At 70.0% G+C, this 17741-nt stretch carries 16 protein-coding genes; 10 read left to right on the forward strand and 6 right to left on the reverse strand.

Annotation, left to right across the window (positions count from 1 at the left end):
* From EV279_RS03555 to EV279_RS03565, 3 genes are all read left to right on the forward strand, one after another.
* Complete coding sequence (locus tag EV279_RS03555; RefSeq protein WP_133544560.1) at positions 1 to 891, forward strand: serine hydrolase; 891 nt, start codon at positions 1 to 3, stop codon at positions 889 to 891.
* A gap of 42 nt (positions 892 to 933) precedes the next feature.
* Positions 934 to 1821: a PaaX family transcriptional regulator C-terminal domain-containing protein gene (locus EV279_RS03560; protein ID WP_133541539.1), complete on the forward strand. Its 888-nt coding sequence runs from the start codon at positions 934 to 936 to the stop codon at positions 1819 to 1821.
* Positions 1822 to 1916: 95 nt separating this feature from the next.
* Positions 1917 to 4289, forward strand: a complete 2373-nt coding sequence (locus EV279_RS03565) for a DUF6351 family protein (RefSeq protein ID WP_133541540.1) — start codon at positions 1917 to 1919, stop codon at positions 4287 to 4289.
* A 411-nt stretch (positions 4290 to 4700) separates the two neighbouring features.
* On the opposite strand, the gene EV279_RS03570 is transcribed toward EV279_RS03565, so the two are convergent.
* From EV279_RS03570 to EV279_RS03585, 4 genes are all read right to left on the reverse strand, one after another.
* The gene (locus EV279_RS03570) at positions 4701 to 5282 is read right to left on the reverse strand and encodes a PadR family transcriptional regulator (RefSeq protein ID WP_133541541.1); all 582 of its coding nucleotides are present in this window, start codon (positions 5280 to 5282) and stop codon (positions 4701 to 4703) included.
* A gap of 258 nt (positions 5283 to 5540) precedes the next feature.
* Positions 5541 to 6950, reverse strand: coding sequence for an aminomethyltransferase family protein (locus EV279_RS03575; RefSeq protein ID WP_133541542.1), 1410 nt, complete (start codon positions 6948 to 6950; stop codon positions 5541 to 5543).
* Positions 6951 to 7006: 56 nt separating this feature from the next.
* Positions 7007 to 7891: a formyltetrahydrofolate deformylase gene (purU, locus tag EV279_RS03580; protein ID WP_133541543.1), complete on the reverse strand. Its 885-nt coding sequence runs from the start codon at positions 7889 to 7891 to the stop codon at positions 7007 to 7009.
* Positions 7892 to 7905: 14 nt separating this feature from the next.
* The gene (locus tag EV279_RS03585) at positions 7906 to 8730 is read right to left on the reverse strand and encodes a methylenetetrahydrofolate reductase (protein WP_243728596.1); all 825 of its coding nucleotides are present in this window, start codon (positions 8728 to 8730) and stop codon (positions 7906 to 7908) included.
* A gap of 391 nt (positions 8731 to 9121) precedes the next feature.
* On the opposite strand from EV279_RS03585, the gene EV279_RS03590 reads away from it, so the two are divergent.
* The 5 genes from EV279_RS03590 (at position 9122) to EV279_RS03610 (ending at position 13497) form a co-directional block, all read left to right on the forward strand.
* The gene (locus tag EV279_RS03590) at positions 9122 to 10105 is read left to right on the forward strand and encodes an ABC transporter substrate-binding protein (protein WP_133541545.1); all 984 of its coding nucleotides are present in this window, start codon (positions 9122 to 9124) and stop codon (positions 10103 to 10105) included.
* A 99-nt stretch (positions 10106 to 10204) separates the two neighbouring features.
* Complete coding sequence (locus EV279_RS03595; RefSeq protein ID WP_133541546.1) at positions 10205 to 11035, forward strand: ABC transporter permease; 831 nt, start codon at positions 10205 to 10207, stop codon at positions 11033 to 11035.
* A complete protein-coding gene (locus EV279_RS03600) occupies positions 11032 to 11856 on the forward strand; it encodes an ABC transporter permease (RefSeq protein WP_133541547.1) in 825 nt (274 codons plus the stop codon). Before EV279_RS03595 ends, EV279_RS03600 begins: the two co-directional genes overlap by 4 nt.
* Positions 11849 to 12658: an ABC transporter ATP-binding protein gene (locus EV279_RS03605; RefSeq protein ID WP_133541548.1), complete on the forward strand. Its 810-nt coding sequence runs from the start codon at positions 11849 to 11851 to the stop codon at positions 12656 to 12658. Before EV279_RS03600 ends, EV279_RS03605 begins: the two co-directional genes overlap by 8 nt.
* Positions 12655 to 13497, forward strand: coding sequence for a PaaX family transcriptional regulator C-terminal domain-containing protein (locus EV279_RS03610; RefSeq protein ID WP_133541549.1), 843 nt, complete (start codon positions 12655 to 12657; stop codon positions 13495 to 13497). The genes EV279_RS03605 and EV279_RS03610 overlap by 4 nt, the downstream gene beginning before the upstream one ends.
* On the opposite strand, the gene EV279_RS03615 is transcribed toward EV279_RS03610, so the two are convergent.
* Positions 13494 to 14042: a helix-turn-helix domain-containing protein gene (locus EV279_RS03615; RefSeq protein WP_133541550.1), complete on the reverse strand. Its 549-nt coding sequence runs from the start codon at positions 14040 to 14042 to the stop codon at positions 13494 to 13496. The two genes, EV279_RS03610 and EV279_RS03615, sit on opposite strands and share 4 nt — an antisense overlap.
* Positions 14043 to 14130: 88 nt before the next feature.
* On the reverse strand, positions 14131 to 15624 hold the full coding sequence (locus EV279_RS03620; RefSeq protein WP_133541551.1) for an aldehyde dehydrogenase family protein: 1494 nt from the start codon (positions 15622 to 15624) through the stop codon (positions 14131 to 14133).
* A 262-nt stretch (positions 15625 to 15886) separates the two neighbouring features.
* Here EV279_RS03620 and EV279_RS03625 point away from each other — a divergent pair, with 262 nt between their 5' ends.
* The gene (locus tag EV279_RS03625; RefSeq protein ID WP_133541552.1) at positions 15887 to 16762 is read left to right on the forward strand and encodes a transketolase; all 876 of its coding nucleotides are present in this window, start codon (positions 15887 to 15889) and stop codon (positions 16760 to 16762) included.
* The gene (locus EV279_RS03630; protein WP_133541553.1) at positions 16762 to 17724 is read left to right on the forward strand and encodes a transketolase C-terminal domain-containing protein; all 963 of its coding nucleotides are present in this window, start codon (positions 16762 to 16764) and stop codon (positions 17722 to 17724) included. Before EV279_RS03625 ends, EV279_RS03630 begins: the two co-directional genes overlap by 1 nt.
* The last annotated feature ends 17 nt before the right edge of the window (positions 17725 to 17741 follow it).

Consider the following 17741-nt stretch of genomic DNA (forward strand, 5'->3'; position numbering starts at 1 on the left):
ATGAACTCGCTGCGGGGGTCGAGAAGAAGCAATCGGAGACTGCCGAAGAGGGCAGCCATCGGACGCCGGTCGTTCACATCGACTCTGAAGTCGCTCGACGAGCTCGCCGCTTTCGGCGCGCGCATCTCGGTGCGGGTGAACGACCTCGACCGCGGCACGTCGGTCCTCGCCGGCGACGACTTCGTGACGCTCCCCGTCGCGGGACTCGGCGTCGTCCCCCTGCTCATCGAGCTGGCCTCGGCATTCGAGACCGGAGACCTGGACCCGCTGGAGATCGTCGAGCGCTCCTCCGTCGCGCCGGTCGGCGTCGGCGGCGTGTGGCAGCACCTCAAGGCACCCGCCTTCCCCCTCGCCGATCTCGCCGTGCTCGCGGCCGCGACGGGCGACGCGACCGCGGCCAATGCGCTCATGGCGCGGGTCGGTCTCGAGGCCGTGCGCGCCCGGATCGAGGACCTCGGCCTGTCCCGAGCCGCTCTGCTCGATCGCTTCCGCGACGAGCGCGGCCCGGACGACGCGCCGCACGTCGCACTGGGGTCCGCACGCGAGCTCGCGGAGGTGTTCGCCGCTCTCGTCAACGCCGAGGCGGTGTCGCCGAGCGTGAGTGCGCAGGTGGCCGAGTGGCTGAGCCTCAACCACGACCTCTCGCTCGTCGCGTCGGCGACCGGCCTCGACCCGTTCGCACACGAGAACGACGAGCACGGGCTGCTCTTCATCAACAAGACGGGCCGGGATGCCGGCATCCGCGTCGAGGCGGGCGTCATCGCCGGTCCGCGCGCGGGGCTCTCGTACGCGCTCATCGTGTGCTTCGACGACCTGTCGATCCAGCACCGGCTCCGGGTCCACGAGGCGTTCCGCACGCTGGGGGTCGATCTCATGGAGTACGTGTTCTGACGCGCCGCGGCCGCGCTCCGCGCCGGTGCCATGATGTGACCCATGACTCTCGATGAGGACGGCGCCGCCTCTCCCGGATTCCGCCGGACCTCGCCCGTCCGTCAGGTGCTCACGATCTTCGGGGACTACTGGTGGCACGTCGCCGAGCCCATGCCCACGGGTGCGATCGTGACGGCGCTCACTGATCTCGGCCTGAAGGAGGCCGCCGCGCGCGCCACCCTGACGCGCATGGTCCGCGGCGACCTGCTGCGGGCGGACCGGGTCGGACGCCGCACGACGCACCGGCTGACGCCTCGCGCACGGGAGGTCGTCGACGAGGAGGGCGCATGGCTCGACGCGTTCGGGCTGGTCGAGGTGCCCTGGGACGGGCTGTGGAGCGTCCTGGCCTTCTCGATCCCGGAAGCCGAGCGGTCGTCGCGTCACCTCGCGCGGGCGCGCCTGCGCTGGCTGGGCTTCGCGCCGCTCTACGACGGGGTTTGGCTGTCTCCGCGTGACCGGGCGGGCGAGGCGATGGCGCAGCTGCAGGAGCTCGGCGTCCGCGACGTCACCTCGATGCGCGCGACGCTCGAGACGTCGATCGCCGGCGGACCGCAGTCGGCGTGGGATCTCGACGACGTCGCCGCGGAGTACCGCCGCTTCGCGGCGAGCGTCGGCGGGGAGGTGGAGCTCGGCGATCCGGTCGCGGCATTCCGGGAGCGCATGCGGATCATGCTCGGATGGCAGGCGTTCCGGGTCCGGGACACCGGGATGCCGGCCGAGCTCGTACCGGCGGACTGGCCGCGGGTCTCGACGCGACGCGCGTGGGCCCGTCGATACAACGCGCTGGGCGAATGCGCGGAGCAGCGCATGCGCGGGCTCGTCGCCGAGATCGACGCGGGCCTCGCGGAGCTCGTCAGCCGTCGTCGCATGCGCGAGGAGTCCAATACTTGAACTTTCATTGACGAGCGTTATCGAAACTTCTACTCTGTCGCCTAAGGCGGGCGACGATGCCGCGCCGTGACGACGACGTCGACGGAGGATGCCACATGAGAAGTTCCCGATCCGGTCCGCTCGCGATGGGAGTGCTCGCCGTCGCAGGCCTGCTGCTGTCCGGGCTGTCGATCCCGACGATGGCCGGCGCCGCGCAGCCGGTGACGATCGCCGTCGAGTCCGGCCGCGCCGACAGCGTCTCGGGCGGCGACGCGCTCGTCTCCGTCGAGGGGGCGCGCAGCGACTTCCGCATCCTCGCCGCGGGCGTCGACGTCACCGAGGGGTTCCAGCTCGTCGGCGACCGCCTGATCGGGCTCGTCGAGGGCCTGCCCCTCGGGACGAGCGAGGTCGAGGTGACCAAGAAGAACGGCCAGGTCCAGGCCGCTCTCGAGGTCGAGAACCACCCCATCACGGGTCCCGTCTTCTCGGGGCCGCAGCATCCGATGTACTGCACCGCCTCCGGACAGCCCTGGTTCCTCGGCCCGGTCGACGAGAACTGTCACATCGCTGCGCCCGTCGTGAGCTACCGCTACCGCACCACCGCCGGGACGTTCGCGAACTACCCGACCGACGGCTCGACGCCGGCGAACCTGGCGACGACCACCGTGAACGGGCAGACGGTGCCCTACGTCGTGCGCATCGAGCGCGGCACGATCAACCGGGCCGTCTACGAGACCGCCGTCCTGCACACGCCGGGCTCGGCCGAGCCGACCCCGTGGGCGCCGCTGCCGGGCTGGAACGGCAAGCTCGCCTACACCTTCGGCGGCGCGTGCGGCGTCGGCTACTGGCAGGGCCGGGAGACCGGCAATGTGCAGAACGACCTCTTCCTCAGCCGCGGATATGCCGTGGCATCCGCGACCCTCAACGTGTTCGCCCAGAACTGCAACGACGTCACGAGCGCCGAGACGGCGATGATGGTCAGGGAGCACGTCATCGAGCAGCTCGGACCCGTGACCTACACGGTCGGCTCGGGCGGTTCGGCCGGCACGATGCAGCAGCTGCTGCTGTCGAACAACTACCCCGGCATCCTGGACGGCGTGCTCGGTGAGATCGGCTACCCCGACGAGCGGTCCACGACGATCGGGGGCCACGACTGCCGCGGTCTGCTGAACTACTGGAACTCGCCCGCGGGTGCCGGATGGACCGACGCGCAGAAGATCGCCGTGACCGGCCACGCCGTGCCGTCCACGTGCTTCGGCTTCACGTTCTTCGACGGCGTCGACGACCCCAACCGCGGCTGCAACGCCGCGATCCCGGTGGCCGACCGCTGGTCTGCGTCGAACCCCGACGGACTGCGCTGCACCATCGCCGACATGGTCAAGAACGTGTACGGGACGGATGCCGAGGGCCGCGGTCTGCGCGTCGAGCCCGACAACGTCGGCGTGCAGTACGGCTGGAACGCGTTGCAGAGCGGCGCCATCACGGTGGAGCAGTTCGTCTCGCTCAACGAGAGCGTCGGCGGCATGAACGTCGACGGGCAGCGCACGGCTGCTCGCTCGGAGGCGAGCCTCGAGGCGATCGAGCGGGCGTACGCGACCGGCCGCATCAACATGATGACGGGCGGCCTCGCCTGGATCCCGGTGATCGAGATCCGCAACTACACCGACCCGACGGGCGACTTCCACGAGCGCTATCGGTCGGCCATCATCCGCGAGCGGATGCTGGCTGCCCACGGAGATGCCGACACGCATGTCAGCTGGACGGGCGCCAACATCACCGCCAACACCGGCAAGATGCGCGAGCAGGCGCTTGCTCAGCTCGAGAAGTGGCTCGACGCGATCGAGGCGGCGGGAGGACCGGGGGACCGGGAGCGCACGGTGGCCGCACGGCCCGCGGGGCTGTCGGATGGCTGCTTCGACGCGCAGATGACGTTCATCGCCGAGCCGGTCGACTACGACGACCCGACCACGGCGTGCAACCGGCTGTATCCCTTCCACTCTCAGCCGCGCGCCGAGGCTGGGATGCCGCTTCTCGCCGACGGGCTCAAATGCACCCTCGTGCCGGCCGACCGGGCCGACTACCCGGGCGTGACCGATGCGCAGTGGGCGCGCCTGACGGCGACCTTCCCCGCCGGCGTCTGCGACTGGTCCCAGCGCCCGCAGGGAGTCACGCCGCTCGAGGGCACCTGGCTCGACTTCGGCGACACCCGGGTCGTGGATGCCTCGGACCTCCGGATCTCGGGGACCGCCCGCGTGGGTGAGTCGGTCGCCGCCGGCAGCTCGGCGCCGCAGGGCTCATCGGTGGCGTACCAGTGGCTGGCCGACGGATCGCCCATCCCCGGAGCGGTCGACGCGAGCTTCTCGCCGACGGCCGACCTGGTCGGGACCGAGCTGACTGTGCGCGCCACCGTCTCGGCGGACGGATACGTCGCGCAGACCCTCGTGTCCGAGCCGACGGGCAAGGTCAAAAAGGCGCCCGGCAAGCCCTGACGGGCGGCACGGACGACGGTCGGGGCTTCGGCCCCCGGCCGTCGCCGTGCGTCGGCGGGTCGCGCTCGCTTGCGGCGATCGGCGGGTCGGCGCGCGATTCGCCGCAACCCAAGGCGGCGCGGGACGTTCGGTTGCGGCGATCGGCGGGTCGGCGCGCGATTCGCCGCAACCCAAGGCGGCGCGGGACGTTCGGTTGCGGCGATCTGCGGGTGGCGTTCGGCTGCGGCGATCGGCGGCGCGGAACGTTCGCTTGCGGCGATCTGCGGGTCGGCGCGCGATTCGCCGCAACCGAAAGATAGGCCCCGGCAGCCCTCCGACAGGCTCAGGGACTGCGGTACGTCAGGGACCGACCCGGTCCCCGAGCGAGGAGCGCAGCGACGAGAGGATGGGGCGACCCCGGACTCTCGAGGGTCAGGGGTAGAGGCGGTCGACCAGCGAGAGACCTCGTCGGGCCCACTCGATCTCGCCGCGCGCGCGCTCGACCAGGCCCTCGTAGGCGAAGCGCTTGTAGGCGATCGTGCGCTCGCGCTGCTCCGGCGGCGTGACCTCGAGCCGGCGCAGCAGCATGGGGTTGGCCACGGCGTCGATGCGGGCGATCTCGCCCTCCCACTGCTCCAGCTCGCTCTCCCACTCGGCGATGTGCGCCTCGAGGAAGCGCCGGGCCTCGTCGGGATCGGTCGCCTCGAGATAGGCGGCCCGCAGGTGCGCGGGGTCGCGCACGCGCTGGTAGTCCAGCGGCGAGGCCATCCAGTCCAGGAACGCCCGGTTCCCGGCATCCGTCACGTGATAGAGCCGGCGCGTGCCGCGCTCGCCGCGGGTCTGCTCCTCGGCCTCGACGAGGCCGTCGGCCTCCATCTTGCGCAGCTCGGGATAGATCTGCGAGTCCGGCGCATGCCACACGTGCCCGACCGACTGGTGGAACTGCTTCTGCAGGTCGTACCCGGAGAGCGGGCCGACCCGCAGGATCGCCAGCAGCGCGTACCTCAGGCTCATCCGGACTCCTCTCGCTAGCCGAGCGTACCGACCCCAGGGCTCGCCCCCGCTCGTTGAGCCACCCTTCGTCTCGCGTCGCCCGCTCGGGGTTGGGTCTTCGCAAGACGGAACGCCCCGAACCCGCGCGTGCACGCTGGTCCGGGGCGTTTCGTCTGCGGTCGCTTCGCGACCTCCGCTCGACGACCGAGGCGACGACCGGTGGTCCGGGGCGCTTCGTCTGCGGTCGCTCCGCGACCTCCGCTCGACGACCGAGGCTCGTCAGGCGGGCTGGTACTGGGTGCGCCAGCCGCCGTGGTAGGTCTGCCGCGCGACCGTCGAGTAGGGCACGGGGCTGACCACGGCGCGGACCTCGAGCTGGCGGTGCGGCTCGACGGAGGCCTTCTTGCTGCCGCCGTTCGGCTCCCCCCAGACGACCGTGACCTCGGCGCCCTCGGGCACGTCGGGGTTGACCGTGGCCAGCGACAGCGCGCGCTTCTCGTTGGCGCTGTAGCCGGTGAACATCGAGTAGCCGACGACGCTGCCGTCGGCATCCGTCACCGCGTCGTAGTTCGCCGACCCGTAGTTGGCCAGCGGCAGGTCGAAGAACTTGTAGCTCTCGTTCTCCGTGTCGAAGAGGGACGCGAAGATCTTCGTGACGTCCTCGGCGTTCCAGGCGAGGGTCACCTTCTTGCGCTGGGTGTCCTTGTCGATCTTCTCGAGGGCGTCGCGGCCGATGAAGTCGTGGTCGAACTTCACGAACGAGCCGTAGCCGAGCTCCCACGGGGTGAGGTAGTAGTCCTCGATGTTCTGCGACACGAACGAGCCCGCGAGCGTGCCGGTCGCCTCGTAGCCGTCGGCGGGCAGCCACTCGCGGTAGGCGCGCTCCTCGGCGCCGGTGTAGATGGCGGGAAGCGGCGAGGGGATCCAGCCCGACTCGAGCGTGTTCGAGGGATAGGCGCGCGACCCCACGGGCACGAGGCCGAACTCCTCTCCGGCGGCGACGATCGCGTCGCGGACGCGGTGGTGGTCAGCGTAGGGGCCCCAGATCTCCAGGCCCGGCGCCCCCGCCATTCCGTGGCGAAGCGTGCGCACCTGGGCGCCCTCGATCTGCATCGTCGACATGCTGAAGAACTTCAGCTGCTCCACCGGTCCGCCGTTGAGCTTCTCGATGACCTGCCACGCGTTCGGGCCCTGGATCTGGAAGCGGTAGTAGCGGCGGCTCACGGCGTCGCCGTAGGGGCGCGAGGGGGAGCGGCGGTCGACCTGGATGTCCAGGTTCCGGTATCCACCGGTCTCACCGTGGAAGAGGAGCCAGTTGGATGCCGGGGCACGGCCCACGTAGACGAACTCGTCCTCGGCCTCGTGGAACAGGATGCCGTCGCCGATCACGTGCCCCGACGCGGTCGTCGGCACGTACTGCTTGGCGCGGTTCACGGGGAACACCTCGACCGAGTTGATCGCGGTGTCGCGGATGAGGTTGATCGCGTCGGAGCCCTTGAGGAAGACGTTGTCCATGTGGTGCGACTGGTCGTACAGGACCGCCGTGTCGCGCCAGGCCTTCTGCTCCTTGATCCAGTTCTGGAAGTCCGCGGGGACGACGGGGTAGATGTAGGAGCCGATCTGGGAGTTGCGCAGCAGCTCGACCGCGCTTCCCTTCTCGTCGAGCAGCTCTTGCAGATTGCGGGCCACGGGTGAACCTCTCTGTTCTTTCGGGGGATGCCTCGGCGAGGCGTCCCGGGGTTGGGTCAGGGTCTGTCGGTGAAGACGATGGTGTGGTTGCCGTGCCGGATGACGCGGTCCTCGGCGTGCCACTGGACGGCGCGCGAGAGCACGGCCCGCTCGACGTAGGCGCCGCGGGCCTGCAGGTCGGCCGCCGTCATGGCGTGATTGACCCGCGCGACGTCCTGCTCGATGATCGGGCCCTCGTCGAGGTCCTTCGTGACGTAGTGGCTCGTGGCGCCAATGAGCTTGACCCCGCGCTCGTGGGCCTTGCGGTACGGGGCCGCGCCGATGAAGGCCGGCAGGAACGAGTGGTGGATGTTGATCACCGGCACGGCGATCTCGTCGAGGAAGTCCTCCGAGATGATCTGCATATACCGGGCCAGCACGACGAAGTCGACATTGCCCTTGAGCAGCTCCAGGATCCGCGCCTCGGCCTCGGTCTTGTCGGGTCCCTGCGAAGGCACGTGGAAGAACGGGATGCCGAAGGACCTGACGTCCTCGGCCGTGTTGGTGTGGTTGGAGATGACCATCGGGATCGTGACGGGCAGTTCGCCGCGCCGGTGGCGCCAGAGCAGCTCGAGCAGGCAGTGGTCGCTCTTGGAGGCGAGGATCGCCATGCGCTTGGGGATCGACTGGTCGGTCAGGCGCCACTGCATCCCGTACGGACGGAGGGTCTCTTCGATGTCGGCCTCGATGTCGGGCAGGGTGGCCAGAAGATCGGGCCGGTGGAACACGACGCGCTGGAAGAAGTCGCCGCCCTCGGGGTCGGACGAGTACTGGTCGAGCGAGACGATGTTGCCCTTGTTGCGTGTGACGAGCGCGGTCACGGCCGCCACGAGGCCCGGCTGGTCGGGGCCGTGGACGATCAGGCAGGCGTGATCGAGGAGAGTCTCGCTGTGCAGGGTCATCGGGTGGTCGCCTCCTAGGACTGGGCGGCGCTGAAGTCGCGCGCCCATTCCGAGGTCGCCAGCAGTCCGCCGAACGTGTAGAAGTGCAGTTTGACACTTCCCGCGCCCCCGGTCCCCGCGCCGGTCGACGGGTCCGCGAGAAGGCTCGCCAGATCGGTCACGAACCGGTCTGGACCGGCCGTCCCCATGAGGTTCGTGAGCGAGAAGCCGTACTTCTTGACGATCATCGCGTTCGCGCCGATGCCGAAGCGGCGGGCGAAGCCGAGCAGGCGCTTGATGCCGGCGGGACCGGGCGTGCCGATCCGGATCTCGGTGGCGATGCCGCGGCGGCGGACCTCGGCGATCCAGTCCACGACGGGATCGGTGTCGAAGGCGAACTGGGTGAGGATGACAGCATCCAGCCCCTGCTCCTTCAGGGCGGCGGTCTTGTCCTCGAGATGGCGCCACAGCACGTCCGTCTTGATGTCGGGGTGCCCCTCCGGGTAGCCCGCGACGCTCACCTCCCGCACGCCGTAGCGGGGAAGGATGCCGGACCGGATGAGGTCGAGCGACGACTCGTAGGGGCCCTCGGGCGTCGTCGGGTCGCCGCCGACCGAGAAGACGTGCTCCGCGGCGCCGACCTCCTGCAGACGGCCGAGGAACTCCTCGAGCTGATCCTGCGACTTCAGGCGCCGCGCGGAGATGTGGGGGACCGGGACGAACCCGAGGTCTTTGACCGCCTTGGCCGCGGCGACCCGCATGTCGAGGTCTTCGTTGCCGAGGAAGGTCACGTTGATCTTCGTGCCGAGGGGGATGGCGTGCTTGGCCTCCTCGAGGCCGGGGATGTCCTTGCCGGTCATCTCGAGCGAGAAGTCGCGGACCAGTTCGCGAGCCGCCTGCCGGTCGGGGGCGGGAGTCGTGCGTGCCACTGATCGAGGTCCTTTCCTCATGCGGGCGTCTCTGCACCGCGGTGTTCCAGATTACCTATTGACATAGGTAATGGCAATAGGTACGGCGTAACGCGCCGGATTCCCATGCTCCGCCCGGACGGGACGACGGGAGGGGATGCTTCCGCTCAGCGGATGCGATCCGATATTCAACTCTTCCGTGTCGATCGTCAAGAAAGTATTGACATTCCGGCGCGCCGGATCCACGATGAGAGCGTCACCACGACGGCGTGCCGACCCTCCGCTCCGCGCGGACGGCATCCGTCGAGGTTTCCACCCATACCCGTCATGAGAGGCCTCCTCGATGAAGATGAGACTTGCCGGCATCGGCGTCCTCGCCGCCGCCGCCCTTGCCCTCGCGGGCTGCACCGATTCGGCCGCGCAGCCCAGCAGCGCCCCGAGCGACGATGCGGCGGGCGGCGAGCTGACCCCCGTGCGCGTCGCCGCTCTCCCGATCGCCGAGACCGGGGCCCTCTGGGCCGCGATCGACGAGGGGATCTTCGAAGACCACGGCCTCGACATCGAGGTCGTCCCCGCCCAGGGCGGGGCGAACGCGATCCCCGCGCTCCTCAGCGGCGACATCCAGTTCGCCATCGGCCAGCCCTTCGGGCCGATCCGCGCCGACCTGCAGGACCTCGGCGTGACGATCGTCGGCAACTACGCCAACAGCAACGCCGAGGGCACGGACGTCAACGCGGTGGTGGCCCTGGGCGACTCCGGCATCACGCGTCCCGCCGACCTCGCCGGCAAGACCGTCTCGGTCAACACCATCGGCGCAGCCGGCGACCTCACCATCCGCAAGGCCGTGCAGGACGACGGCGGCGACCCCTCGGCGGTCCAGTTCGTCGAGGTCGCCTTCCCCGACGTGCCGGCGCAGCTCGAGGCGGGGACGATGGATGCCGCGTGGGCGCCCGACCCCTTCCGCGCCATCATCGTCGGCGCCGGCGGCACGTCGGTGGTGCAGCCTTACCAGGCCACGATCCCGGGCCTCTCCGTGCTCACGAACATCACGACGCAGCAGCTGCTGGACGAGAACCCCGAGCTCGTGGAGTCGTACTCGGCCGCCATGTCGGAGGCGCTCGACTGGGCGGCCTCGAACGAGGACGCCGTCCGGGCCGCGATCGCGTCGAACCTGGAGATCCCCGAGGAGGCCGCCGCGGGCATCACGCTCCCGACCTTCACGTGGGACCTCTCCGACGCCGGCATCGAGGACCTCGGCGCCCTCGCCGTCGAGTTCGCCTACATCGACGCCGAGCCGGACTACAGCCGCCTGATCCAGCAGCAGTAGACGCGGATCCCGGAGGGCGGGATGCCCTCGCGCCCACTCGCGGGGCCCCGGCCCGCGGCATCCCGTCCTCCTCCGCCTCCGCCCCCCGATCGGACTCTCATGGCCACCGCCACCCTCGACGCCGCACCGGCTCGCACGCGCTCTCCGCGCCGGCTCCGCACGCTCCGCAAGGTCGGCCTCGGGCTCGCCGGCATAGCGGGCTTCCTCCTCACGTGGCAGCTTCTGCCGACACTCGGGATCGTCGACCCGCGCTTCTTCCCGACGGCGACCGAGACGCTCGCCGCCCTCGGTCAGCAGATGCGCGACCTGGAGTTCTGGCGGAACGTCGGGCGCACGCTCACGGCGTGGGGCATCGGCCTCGTCATCGCGACGGTGCTCGGCACCGTCCTCGGGACGGTCATCGGGCTCGTGCCCTTCCTCCGGCGCGCGACCCACACCACGGTGGAGTTCCTCCGGCCCATCCCCTCGGTCGCGCTCATCCCGCTCGCGGTGCTGATGTACGGGTACCAGCTGCAGGCCGCGCTCGTCATCATCGTCTTCGCGAGCTTCTGGCAGGTGTTCATCCAGGTGCTCTACGGCGTGGCCGACGTCGACGCCGTCGCCCGCGACACCGCCCGCAGCTTCGGCCTCTCGCGCGGATCGCGCATCGTCAACCTCGTGTTCCCGACGGCGCTGCCCTATCTCATGACGGGCCTGCGACTGGCGGCCACCGTCGCGCTCATCCTCGCGATCACGGCCGAGATGTTCATCGGCAATCCGGGACTCGGGCGCGAGATCGTCTTCGCCCAATCGGCCGGCAACTACCCGACCGTCTACGCCCTCGTGATCGTGACGGGCATTCTGGGGCTCCTCATCAACCTCGTCTTCCGAGCCGTGGAGCGCCGGGCGCTCTCGTGGCACCAGTCCGTGCGGGGGGAGGAGGTCCTGTGACCCTCTATACGAGCACCGTCGTCACTCCCCGCCGGCGCTCCCGCGTGTGGGCGAGGATCGGCGAGAACACCGCCTACGCGATCGGCCTCCCGCTCATCCTCGTCGTCCTGTGGGGCATCTGGGCCACCGTGGCGCCGGCGCGGTTCTTCCCATCCCCGTCCGAGCTCGTCGAGGCCTTCGTCGACACGTGGGTGGGGCCCGCGTTCTTCACGGACGTGCTGCCGAGCCTCGGGCGGCTCGCCGTCGGCATCGTGCTCTCGATCGTCATCGGCATCACGGCCGGCATGCTGATCGGCCTCAATCGCTGGCTGCGCGAGCTGCTGGAGCCGATGCTGGAGTTCTTCCGGGCCGTGCCGCCGCCGGTGCTGCTGCCGATCTTCGTCGTCCTGATGGGCCCGACCGATGCCATGAAGGTCGTCGTCATCGTGGTCGGGTCGGTGTGGCCGATCCTGCTCAACACGATAGAAGGCGTGCGCTCGACCGACTCGGTGATGACCGAGACGGCTCGCTCCTTCGCCCTGACCTCCGGAGAGCGGCTGCGGTTCCTCGTACTGCCGGCGGCGAGCCCTCGCATCATGGCCGGCGTGCGGCAGTCGCTGTCGATCGCCCTCATCCTGATGGTCATCTCCGAGCTCGGCTACTCGTCGTCGGGTCTGGGCTTCCGGATCGTCTACTTCCAGCGCAACTACCTCATCGCCGAGATGTGGAGCGGCATCCTGCTGCTCGGTCTCATCGGCGTGCTGCTCGCGGCGATCTTCGGGTTCGTCGAGCGGCGCGTGCTGCGCTGGTACCACGGAATCAAGGAGGTGGAGCGTGCCTGAAAAGCTCCTCGAGGTCGAGCACCTCAAGAAGGTCTACGAGTCCACCACGGGCTCGGTCGAGGCCATCGGCGACATCAGCTTCACGATGGGCGCGGGCGAGCTCGTCTGCATCGTCGGACCCTCGGGGTGCGGCAAGACGACGCTGCTCAAGTGCATCGCGGGGCTGCTGCGGCCGACGGCGGGAGTCGTCGAGCTGCACGGGCGCAGAGTCACGGCGCCCCCGCCCGACATGGCGCTCGTCTTCCAGGAGTACGGCCGCAGCCTGTACCCGTGGCTCACCGTGCGCGGCAACGTCGAGCTGCCGCTGAAGCACAAGAAGCTCTCGCGCGCGGAGCGGGATGGGCTCATCGACGACGCCCTCGTCGCGGTGGGGCTGGAGCACGCGGCGCGCAGCTACCCGTGGCAGCTGTCCGGCGGCATGCAGCAGCGCGTGGCGATCGCCCGGGCGGTCGCGTACCAGCCCGAGGTGCTCATCATGGACGAGCCGTTCGCGGCCGTCGACGCCCAGACGCGTGCCGACCTCGAGGACCTCGTGCGGGCGCTGCACCGCGACCGCGGTATGTCGATCCTCTTCGTCACCCACGACATCGACGAGTCGGTGTACCTCGGCGAGCGGGTCGTCGTGCTCTCCAAGTCGCCGACCTGGGTGCAGGAGGACCTGGCGATCGACCTCGCGCCCGAGCGCGACCAGATCACGACCCGCGCGCTGCCCCGCTTCACCGAGCTGCGCACGCACGTGTACGAGCAGATCCAACGCGCCAAGCGCGGCGAGGCCGTCCGGCCGGGCGCGCCCGCGCGATGACGGCCGGTCCCGCGGCGGCGCGCGCCGTCGTCGAGACGTCGGTGCTGACCCGCAAGCCGCGGCAGCTTCTGCTGGCGTTCTTCGGCGAGTACGTCTGCGACCGCTACTTCGAGCCGCTGCGCGCGAGCGTGCTGCTCTCGGTGCTCGAGGGGGCGGGGGTCGCCGCGCCGGCCGTGCGCACCAATCTCGACCGGATGGTCGCGAGCGGGATGCTCGTGCGCCGGCGCCTCGGGCGGGAGATCGGCTTCCAGCTGACCTCGCACGGCAGCGAGGTGCTGCGTGAGGCATCCGGGCGCGTCAACGGTCCCGCCCCGTTCGAGCCGCAGGGCGAGGGCTGGACCCTTGTGACGTTCAGCCTCCCCGAGAACCTCCGCGACCTCCGGCACCGGCTTCGGGCGGCGCTCACCTGGTCGGGTTTCGGCGTGCTGCGCGACGGTCTGTGGATCGCGCCCGGTCGGGTCGACCTGGCCGCGGCGCGCGACGCGATCGTGCCGGACCTCCCCCCGGCATCCGTCATCGCCTTCTCGGCCACCGAGCTCGACGGCTTCCCCATGGCCGACGCCGTGCGCGTGGCGTGGGATGTGGAGAGCATCCGTGAGGCGCACCACGAGTTCATCGCCCACTGGGAGGCGGAGGATGCCGCGGCGGGCCTGTCGCCCGTGACCGCCCGCACGCTGCTCGTCGCGGACTGGCTGGCGCTGCTGCGCGCCGACCCGCGACTGCCGCGCCAGTACATGGGGGAGGACTGGCCCGCCGACCGGTCGTTCGAGCTCTTCACCCGGCGACACCGTGAGTTCGCCTTCCCCGCGGTGCGGGACTTCGCGGCGCTCGTGGGCTAGTGCTCCGCCTCCATCTCCGCTGCTCTGGCGAGTGTGCGCTCGACGATCTGAAGGTCGCGCAGCTCCTCGAGCATCCGGTGCAGCAGAGCGTTGAACCGCTCCACGTCGTCGCCGCTGACGTGCGACAGGATCAGCTCCTGCCCTCGCATCGAGACGGGGAGCATCGCATCGTGCATCTCGGCCCCCGCCGCCGACAGGTACAGCGGTCGCGACCCGCGGGGACCGTCGGAGAGCACGAGCAGCTCGCGCTCCGCGAGCACGCTCACGCTCTTGGACACGATCGCCTTGTTCACCCCGAGGAACTCCGAGATCTCGGTCGCCGAGGTGCCGGGGCGGATGCCGAGGGCGGAGATCACCCGCCATTCGTTGGTTCCCAGTCCGAAGCGGCGGCGCAGCTCGTGCGACTCACGCCACACGAGCGCGTTGGACAGAAGCGCCAGCAGGCGAGGGGTGAAGGACTCCGGGTCCAGCGCGTGGGCCAGAGGCTCGGTCACCGTTCCGGGCGGCAGGGCGGGCCGTGTGGTGGTGGCGTTCTGCCGAGGCATCCGGCTCCTTTCGTGTCACGAGTCTGGCAGAGACGCATCGGTCCTGCGTCCCCGAAGGGACGCAGGACCGCGTGCGGGTGCCGGCCCCCTAATGGGCCATCGCGGCGAGGGCTTCGGGGTCGATGGTGGCGATGGAGCGGGTGTCCTGGAAGGCCCGGATGCCTTCGATGCCCTGTTCCCGGCCGATGCCCGACTGCTTCATGCCGCCGAAGGGGGCGCGCAGGTCGAGGCGGGTGGCGCCGTGGTCGTTGACCCACACATACCCGCAGACCAGCTGCGAGCCGACGCGCTGCGCCGCCTCGGGCGACGCGGTCCAGACCGACCCGCACAGGCCGCCCCACGTGTCGTTGGCGAGCGCGACGGCCTCCTCCTCGGTGTCGAACGGGAGGATCGGGATGACGGGGCCGAACTGCTCCTGCGTGACCACGCGCAGCTGCGGGTCGGGGTCGACGACGATCGCGGGGCGCAGGAAGTTGCCGCCCGCCAGGTCGCCGCCGGGGAGCGCGCCGTATTCGCGCACATCGGCGCCGGCGTCCTTTGCCTCCTGGATGATGTCCTGCACGAACGCCTTCTGCGCCGGGGAGTGCAGCGGGCCCATCGTGGTGCCCTCGTCCAGCCCGTAGCCGATGACGGCCTTGTCCAGCCGCGCGGCCAGCCCGTCGACGACCTCGTCGAGCCGGGACCGGTGCACGAAGACGCGCTTGGCGTTCATGCAGATCTGCCCGGTCGTGTCGTAGATCGCGGCGTACAGGCGGTCGAGGTGCGTGTCGTCGACGATCGCGTCCTCGAGCACCACCGCGGCGTCGTTCCCGCCGAGCTCGAGGGTGACCCGCGTCAGCGTCTTGGAGGCCATCTCCATGATCCGCTTCCCGCCGTTGACCGACCCCGTGAAGCACACCTTGTCGACGTCGGTGATGAGACCGGCCATGTTCTCGTCCTTGCCGGTGACGACGTTCAGCACCCCCGGAGGGAGCTTCTCGGCGACCCGCTGCACAACCCGGGTGGTGGCCAGCGGCGCCGAGGGCGGGGGCTTCACGATCGCGGTGTTCCCGGCCAGCAGCGCATGCGGGAGGGACGCGCCGAGGATCGCGATCGGCCAGTTGAACGGCACGATCACCGTCACGACTCCCAGCGGCTGGTACGACACGTCGGTCGTCACCGGGATCGCTCCCGGGACGACCGGGAGGGTGTGGCCGGTGTCGACCTCGTCGGCCAGCATCAGCGCGAGGTTCCAGCGGATCTCGAACACCAGAGCGTCGACCCACGACTCGAACCGGATCTTGCCGTTCTCCTGCGACAGCACCGCCGCATCCACGTCCCGGTCGTCCGCGATCCCGGCGATCGCCTCCGCCATCTTCGCGGCGCGCTCCTGCGCGGACAGCGCCGCCCACGCGGGATACGCCGCGCGCGCGGCCGCGACGGCGTCCGCGACGTCGGCGGGCGATGCGGATGCCGCGTGCCCGACGATGGCGCCGGGCTTGCCGGGATCGGCGATCGCGAGCGTCTCGGTCGTCTCACGAGCCTCTCCGCCGATGAACAAGCCGGTCCGCACCTCTGCGGCCGTGCTCAGCGTGTCAGTCATCGAATTCACACCTCTCTGTGTCGTTCGGGTCGGCGCACGCGCGCTCTGTCGGGCCGCGCGTGCCGATGTGCATCCACGATCCCCCGGGCTCGGACAGATGTCAACGTGTTTACGCATAATCCTGTTTACCTGTAAAGCAGATTGTGTTAGCGTCACTCGCGTCACCACGGCGATGCCGCCGGGGAGACGAGAGCGAGTGTCGACGACGACCTTCCCGCGGCGTCCGATCGACCTCACATGTCAGTCGATGAGGAGGCATGGAATGGGAACGCACACCCTGGAGATCGGGCAGCGGCCGAGCGTCGCCGAGTTGGAGGAGCTCGCGTTCGAACTCCGCTCGAAGCTGCTGCACCTGTGCGGCACCTACGAGGGCGCGGTGCACATCGGCGGCGATCTCTCGGCCGCCGACATCTTCACGGCGCTGTTCCACTACGGCCTGCGCGTCGATCCCGGCGACATCGCCAACCCCGCTCGCGACCGGTTCGTCCTCAGCAAGGGACACGCGGCGGTCTGCATGTACATCGCCATGTCGATGCGCGGCTTCTTCTCCTACGACGGGATCGTCCAGACGTACGGCCAGCTCGACAGCGCTTACGGGATGCACCCGTGCAAGGTGCAGCTCCCGGGGGTCGAGTGCTCCACCGGATCCCTCGGCCACGGGCTGCCGCTGGCGGTCGGCATGGCCCTGAGCGCTCGCCACCGCGGAGAGGACCACCGGGTGGTGTGCCTCCTCGGAGACGGCGAGACCGGCGAGGGCAGCGTGTGGGAGGCGGCGATGGCGGCGCGGAGCAACCGGCTCGGCAATCTCGTCGCCTTCATCGACCGCAACCGCCAGCTCATGACGAGCTTCGCGGAGGAGCGGGTCGTGTTCGAGCCCTACCCCGACAAGTGGCGCGCCTTCGGCTGGAACGTCGTCGAGACCGACGGCCACGACATGCAGAAGCTCGTCGACGCGATCGACGCATTGCCGGCGACCGACAGCGACCGTCCGACGGTCGTCGTCGCCGAGACCGTCAAGGGCAAGGGCGTCGATTTCATGGAGCACAACCTCGCCTGGCACGCCGGCTCGCTCGGCGCCGCCGACCTCGAGCGCGCCCTCGCCTCGCTCGAGTCGACCCGCAGGAAGGAGACGGTCTGATGCCCGTCACGTTCACATTCGGAGAATTCCTCGGCGCCCGGTCGGTCATCGGGACGACCCTCGCCGAGCTCGGCGACGTCCACCCGAACCTGTGGGTGATCACGCCGGACATCGGGGCGACGCTCGTGGAGTTCCGCGACAAGTTCCCCGACCGCTTCCTCGACGTCGGCCTCGCCGAGCAGGTGAGCGTCGGCATCGCGGCCGGGCTCGCGTACGACGGCAACATCCCCGTCGTATCGGGGATGCTGCCCTTCCTCAGCATGCGCGCGCTCGAGCAGATCCGCACCGACGTCTGCTACCCCAACCTCCCCGTGAAGATCATCGGGACCCACGGCGGGCTCGTCGGCAACGGCGGCTCCACCCACTACGCGGTCGAGGACCTGTCGCTCATGTGCTCGCTGACGAACATGACGGTGACCTCGATCGGCGACCCCCTGATGGTGGGCGAGATCCTGCGTCAGTCCATGTCGATGAAGGGCCCCCTCTACATCCGGCTCGCCGTGGGCAAGAAGGACATGGTGCTCTACGAGCCCGGCCAGCACGACGTCCGCATCGGCAAGGGGATCGTCGCCCGTCAGGGAACCGACGCCACGATCTTCACGCACGGGACGACGGTCGCGCAGGCGATCCAGGCGGCCGATCAGCTGGCCGAGGACGGGCGCTCGATCCGCGTGGTCGACATGTTCACCCTCAAGCCCGTCGACGAGGCCCTCATCCTCGAGTGCGCCGACGAGACGGACGGCCGCTTCGTCGTGCTCGAGGACCACTTGGCGTACGGGGGCCTGGCCAGCCGCATCGCCGACGTCCTCGCCGATCGCGGCGTGCACCTCACGGCGTTCGAGCGGCTCGGCATCCCGCAGGTCTACGCCGGCTTCGGCGAGGACGAGCAGCTGCGCGACAAGCACGGCTACGGCCTGAGCGCCACCGTCGCCGCCCTCCGGCGCGTGCTCGCGGCCGCGTGAGCGGGATGCGCGGGCAG

It is taken from the genome of Microbacterium sp. BK668 (genome assembly GCF_004362195.1).
In the GTDB taxonomy this organism is placed as follows: domain Bacteria; phylum Actinomycetota; class Actinomycetes; order Actinomycetales; family Microbacteriaceae; genus Microbacterium.